Source organism: Clostridium sp. (assembly GCF_050717545.1).
Taxonomy (GTDB): Bacteria; Bacillota; Clostridia; order Clostridiales; family Clostridiaceae; genus Clostridium_AD.
In genome coordinates, this window is record NZ_JBOITN010000028.1 from 163,404 (window position 1) to 169,851 (window position 6,448).

The following is a 6,448-nucleotide window of genomic DNA, read 5'->3' on the forward strand; positions in this document are numbered from 1 at the left end:
AAGTATATATTACACGTATTGCAATACGATTAATATATACTTTTTTTGCGTATAAAAATATCTGTAAACTAATTAATATTATTTCGCCACTGCCTTTGGATTTTTATAAAATGCTTTTACCATGTCAAAATTCTTCTTAAGTCTTGATCCATTATTTAGCTTTAGTACCCTATCAGTATTTTTAATTATATAATTTTCAAGCTTACCCATGTATATGTCACCTTGGATTTCACTTTGAGTAACCATTGTTAGTCCCTTTTCCCAACTAGCTGTAAGTTCTGGATTTAACAGTGTAGGTATAGAATTTTTCACTACATCAAAGATAATTTCGCCAAGCAAAGTAGGCATAACCACTTGAGTTTTATTATTAGATTTAATATATTCTATTTTTTCAAGTTTTGTTAGAATTCCTGAACGCGTAGCACTTGTTCCAATTCCAGAACCTTTGATATGCTCTCTTAGTTCTTCATCTTCAATAAGTTTACCCGCATTCTCCATAGCTATAATTATTGATCCTGAGGTAAATCTTTTAGGAGCAGAAGTTTTACCTTCTTTCACAACTAAATCTTCAAGATCTACAATTTGACCTTTTTTGAGCATACTTAAAAATTTCATATTTGTACTTTCACGGTAAGCATTATCACTTTCAGGTTTTAAAACTTCCAAATAACCCAGTTCAAGACAAACCTTATCTGACGTAAAAAATCTCTCCGCACTAATTTTTGTAATAACTGCAACCTTGCTATAAACAGCAGGTGGATAAAAAATTGCCAAAAATCTTCTAATCACTAAATTATAAATTTTCTTTTGTACATCCTTAAGCGCTGCATAATTTTGCAGACCCTCGCCTGTTGGAATAATAGCATAATGGTCTGTAACTTTACTATCATCAACATACTTTGTTTTAGCTAAGTTATCATACCACTTGTTTTCAATGATTTTTGTGGCTATATTTTTTATTTCTGTATTCCCATTTAAATTCCTTAATTTTTTTATGTTGCTATCAATTTCCTTTGCCAACGCTGTAGTAAGTACTCTAGCATCTGTTCTTGGATATGTAAGCATTTTCTTCTCATATAAAGCTTGAATGTGACCAAGAGTTTGCTCTGGATTTATTTTAAATACTTTTGAGCATTCATTTTGTATTTCTGCTAAATTAAAGAGTAATGGTGCGTTTTTATTTTCTTTTTTCTTACTAATATTCTCAACTAAAACTTTACCCGTAATACTTGAATCTCTTAACTCTCCAATTAATTTTTCTGCTGTTTCCTTAGCTTTAAATCCACCCTCATTATAAAGCAGTGGTGATTCAAAATATTTAGACCCTTCTACTGATTTCCACTCTCCATCATAAGTGTTTTCCTCGCCCGATTTAAAAGTTCCTATAATCTTATAAAAAGGAGTCACAATAAAGTCCCTAACTTCTCTTTCCCTTTGAACCACCATTCCGAGTACACAAGACATTACGCGCCCAACAGCAATAACTATATAATTTTTACCAAGATAACTACTTACAGTTTTTCCATAGACCAAACTTAGAAGCCTTGAAAAATTAATTCCCATTAGATAATCTTCTTTTGCTCTTAAATAAGCAGCTTCCGATAGATTATCATATTCACTTAAATCTTTTGCTTCCTTAACGCCACGAATAATCTCTGATTCTGTTTGAGAATCTATCCAAACTCTTCGTTTTTGCTTATCAGGATTGCCTGCCATATCATCTACTAGTCTATATATATATTCGCCTTCACGCCCAGAATCTGTACAAACATAAACTCTATCAATATCCTCGCGAATTAATTGGCTCTTAACAATATTAAATTGTTTTTTTACCCCGTCTATAACTTCATACTTATATTCTTCTGGTAAAAATGGCAATGTATTTAAAGACCATTTTTTAAGTTTTTCATCATACTTTTCAGGGTAACTCATAGTAACAAGATGACCAACGCACCATGTTACTACCGCTTTGTCAGACTCTATATATCCATCAAACTTTTTACCATTTATTTTCAACGCTTTCGCAAATTCTGCAGCAACACTTGGTTTTTCTGTAATAAACAATGCCTTACTAATAGGAACCACTTCACTTTCGATTTTATAGCATTAACTCGCTTAGTCATAAATGCCTCTAATAATTGCCTTAAGTAATCATTATAACATTTTTAATACATGTATTCCAAAGAAAAATTTATTGAAGCCTATAATTCTCTTAGATATCCACTTAGATCTTCCACCACCTATATATATTACCATAAAATTCAAATTGTTTTCTAGTTCCTTATAGTATAATAAATCAAAAAAAGCATACAATAATGTTAGTAGATGATTTAAAATGGTTGAGTCTAGAGTGCTTGTAGGCTAAAATGGCTTTAGAGTATTCGGCCAAAGGTGTATACGAGATCTGCTAAGGTTTTTTATATGCCGGAGGGAAGAGTATTATGGGTTCTTAACAGCTGTATGTGTGCCTCACCGTATATATATGGTTCTCCCGGATGTGTAATATTCGAGCTAAGATGATATAGGTTGCCGCAGGTTACCTTAACAATAACTAGGGGTTATTCTTGGTCGAGAGATTTTTTTTGGCTCCCAAGGTGTTCTATATTGTCGAGCAAAGATGTATATATGTGCTGTAATGCTTTTAATATAGTCGAAAGATTACATATGGGTGTGTAGGGATGTATATGGGTTGTAGCGTAGATTGTTTTGAGTTGTCAAAGAATCCCTAGGGTTATGAGGCAAGTTATTTGGCACATATAAATAAATAACAAGTCAATAGCCTAGCATATAGACTTGTTGTTTGTTTATTTGTACCTTATATAAAACTTGCCTTTATTATTTTATGCTGATTTATAAATTTATTCACTTTATTATCATTTTCATATTTCCATTATAACAATTTCTTTATAATGCTTTGTTATTTGCACCCATCCTATTAAAAATTGAGTTGTTCAAAATGAACATACCATTTAGAATATGTATTCCCACGCTTATCTCTATAAGTTCCCTTACTGTCTTTAACCATAACTGTTGCTCTTTTATTTATTTTATAAACAAGTCCTTTATATTTAACACCCTCACTTATAAAACTTACCTTCTGACCCACATTAAGTCCATAATCTTTTAAAACTATTTCCTTTTGACTTGGTAATTGATGAACCACATCTGTATGTGCAAATATGTTTTCTACTATTATTTTAAACCTAATTTTTTTACAACTAGATTGTTTATACAGATGTAGTTCAACTAAATGACACAGTTCATGTTCAAATACTATTTGGAAAGCTTCAAGAGAATCCTTTGTATTTATCCCAGAAACTATCTTATCTCTTTCTACCTTGTAATACTGATAAAAGAATTTTATACCCATTCTAATTTCATAAATTTCCTCAGTTTCTGGTAGTGACTTTATCTGCCTACTATATATTGTTTTTCCTGCAGCAGATGTCATTCTTGTTGATAAAGAAAACATCAAAGTACCTTTGAAGTTTTCTTTAAAATAACCACTAAAAAAAACTTCATCATACAAATAAAACAACATTTCCAGATCGACCTTCGACATAAATTGTATATCTCCGGTCTTTACATTTTTAGATTTTATAATAAATCTATTTCTTATTTTATTTCTTTTTTCAAATATTTCTAAGCTACTATATTTTAGATATTTTATATTCTTAGTTAACATTCTTTTACTTCCTTTTACAAAAATCTATTAATATTTAGTGGTTTTTAAAATAGCAGCATCAATTATAAAATCAAGTGTGTTTTTAGATTCATTAGAAACCTTACTAAGTTCATTAATAAATTCCTTTTTAACTTCAACTACACCTACATTTTGCAAATTAAATTTTTCTTCTATTTCACTAATTTTCTTTACAAAATTTTCTTTGTGGAAAGATAATGTTATGCCTTTTTTAATATATAATTTTAAAACTAACAATAATCCTAGGTATTCTTTTCTATTTAAATTTAAATAATTATTAGCATCTATCTCATTATTATTATTTTCTAAATTACTTTTCTTGAATGTTTTATTTAAAAACTCTAAGGATTTATTTAATTGATTTGTGTACATTTTCATGTCTTCATTCCCTATAATAAATGCTAATATTGCTTTTATAGTATATTTTATATTACTCTCCAAGTCGCCTGAAACATTAGTTCCAAACGCGCCACTAGCAAATTGATTTGATGCTAAAAACCTTAACAACTCGTTTCTTTCATAATCAGCGTATTTACCATGAACTTCTTTTAGTTTTGATACATTTTTATAATAAAATGCTGATGACTGCGAGTCCCCATTTAAATTTTTATAAGAAATCTCTAATCTCTTAGTGGTTTTAACAGGTAAAAGTTCTCTTATTCTTATTCCAAGGATTGGATCCTCCATTTCTTCGTAAAGAATAAAAGCAGTTTCTTTGCAAATAATACCAACTTTTTTAGAAATTTCAATAATTTTGTTATTCATCGCTTCTCTAAGTTCTCCTCGTTCATATTTAACTCTATGTTGAAGAGATTCTATTCGTTTTTTATACCATATTTTTTCAATTAAATTAACGTTTTCTTCAAGTTCAAGATCATTTAACATGATTATTCTTTGGATTCTATTTCTGCCAACTTTTCCTTTTAAGATTACAACTCCGCCAACTTCTCCTTTGACTTTTGCGAAAATTGAAAATGGTTCTTTATCATACATATATTCAATAGTTCTTGGGAATGTTGTCTCTACATTCATTTTACCCCAGTCAATTTCAATGTCAGTAATCTGTGGATTTTTAATTCTGTTAAATTGTTTAAGCACCTTATCTTCAATTCGCTCATCAAGATTAATAACTTCTGCAGCGCCATAACTAATACGGGCTATTTTATTTAGAAAATAGCTGTTTGCTGAGGTATCTATTCCAAAAGGAAATATTCGACTTTCCTTAATATTGTCTTGTACAAAATCTAATATTTCTTTCTCATTTTGAACCTCATCATCGGTAAATAAGAATATTATATTTTCCTCTTTATCACTTTTACCAAGCAAAGCATATTTTATTGCATCAAAGATTACAGCTTCTTTTTCTGCTTTAAGTCCTTCAATCCATTCACTAGCGCTTTCTAAATTTTCTTCATTAAAATTAACCTTTGTACCCTTAGAAAAGTAATTAAGTTTGTCTCCAAAAGCTGCAATACTAAATGTATCCCCTATGCTTAGGTTTCTTAAACATAATTGGAGAGCATTTTTAGCCTCAATTAGCTTATCACCGACCATTGACTGTGAGATATCTAGAAGGAATATGTAACTTGATCTAGACTCTGTTTGCTCTATATCAATTTCAGGAATAAACCTTAAATATAAGATACCTTTATCGTCTCTTGGATAATCATAAATCATTCCTGTAGTTTCTACTTTCTCTTGCTCTTCTAATATTATTTCTAAATTCTTATCCATTTTTTGATTTTCTTGGTCTAATGTTACTTTATATAAATTATTCTCTTCATATTCAACCATTAATTTATGAGAGCTACACTTAAATTCTAATTTTGTTAAAGATTCAACTAATAAACTTAAAGTAAATTTGTAATTATAATCTTCACTTGTGCTACCCTTGCCACTCTCAATTAATTTATTATTATTATTATTATTATTATTAGAAATATTTATTGGTGTTATTATCGTTGGAATAACAAGTTTTAAATTTCTGTTTTCATAACTAAGTTCCTCTATATATGAAACTTTAATTTTAACAACTTCATTAGGAATTATTTTCCCAATAACTATTCTAATTATATTATCTCTAAATTCTTCTAGCAGAAACGTGTTGTTATCTTTATTTTTAAAATTTTCATATATCTTATTTGCTTCTTCCTTATTTTGTATTAGTCCCTTTATAGTCCTTCCACCAAGCACTGCCTCAAACCCCGATATAACCGCTTGCTCTGGAACTGGAAAAGTATAAACTGCTTCTACATCATTTATCCCTTTGTTCTCATATACATGATCAATAGTATACTCAGCGAATTCACCACATAAATTTCCTCTTATATTAACTTCTTTCAAAATTATGTTGCTTTTTAATTCTTTTTCATTGTTGATTTTATTAATTGCCATTGTATCCCTCCTGATTTTATATACCAAAACATGTAGAGCCTTTTAAATATTATATACATATTTTATCATTAATATATACATTAGTCTCTGAATTTTTTGCAACAATTTTATATTTAGTTAATATTCCTACAAATACTAACTGTGCGAACTTGTTATTTGTTTTTATCTACCTTATAATAATTAGTATGTCCTATGAATTGTATTATTAATTTAAGTAATATCGAAGATAGTGTTAACTAGCCTATGAAAAAACTAGATTAAAAATTTTCAGATTTAAATTGTACTTTGAAAAGTGAAAATATACCTTAAAGGAATGAAACATTAGTTTTGTTATCAACAAAACTTTTGGAT

Annotated in this window: 3 protein-coding genes; all 3 read right to left on the minus strand. The window is 29.0% G+C overall.

From position 1 onward, the window contains the following. Nucleotides 1-78 precede the first annotated feature (78 nt). Nucleotides 79-2,076, minus strand: coding sequence for a DNA topoisomerase (locus ACREVX_RS07095; protein ID WP_431543476.1), 1,998 nt, complete (start codon nt 2,074-2,076; stop codon nt 79-81). A gap of 859 nt (nt 2,077-2,935) precedes the next feature. Further along, nucleotides 2,936-3,685 carry a hypothetical protein gene (locus tag ACREVX_RS07100; RefSeq protein WP_431543469.1) on the minus strand — a complete coding sequence of 250 codons (750 nt, stop codon included), beginning with the start codon at nt 3,683-3,685 and terminating at the stop codon, nt 2,936-2,938. Between the two features lie 27 nt (nt 3,686-3,712). Then, on the minus strand, nt 3,713-6,097 hold the full coding sequence (locus ACREVX_RS07105) for a VIT and vWA domain-containing protein (protein WP_431543470.1): 2,385 nt from the start codon (nt 6,095-6,097) through the stop codon (nt 3,713-3,715). Between the last annotated feature and the right edge of the window lie 351 nt (nt 6,098-6,448).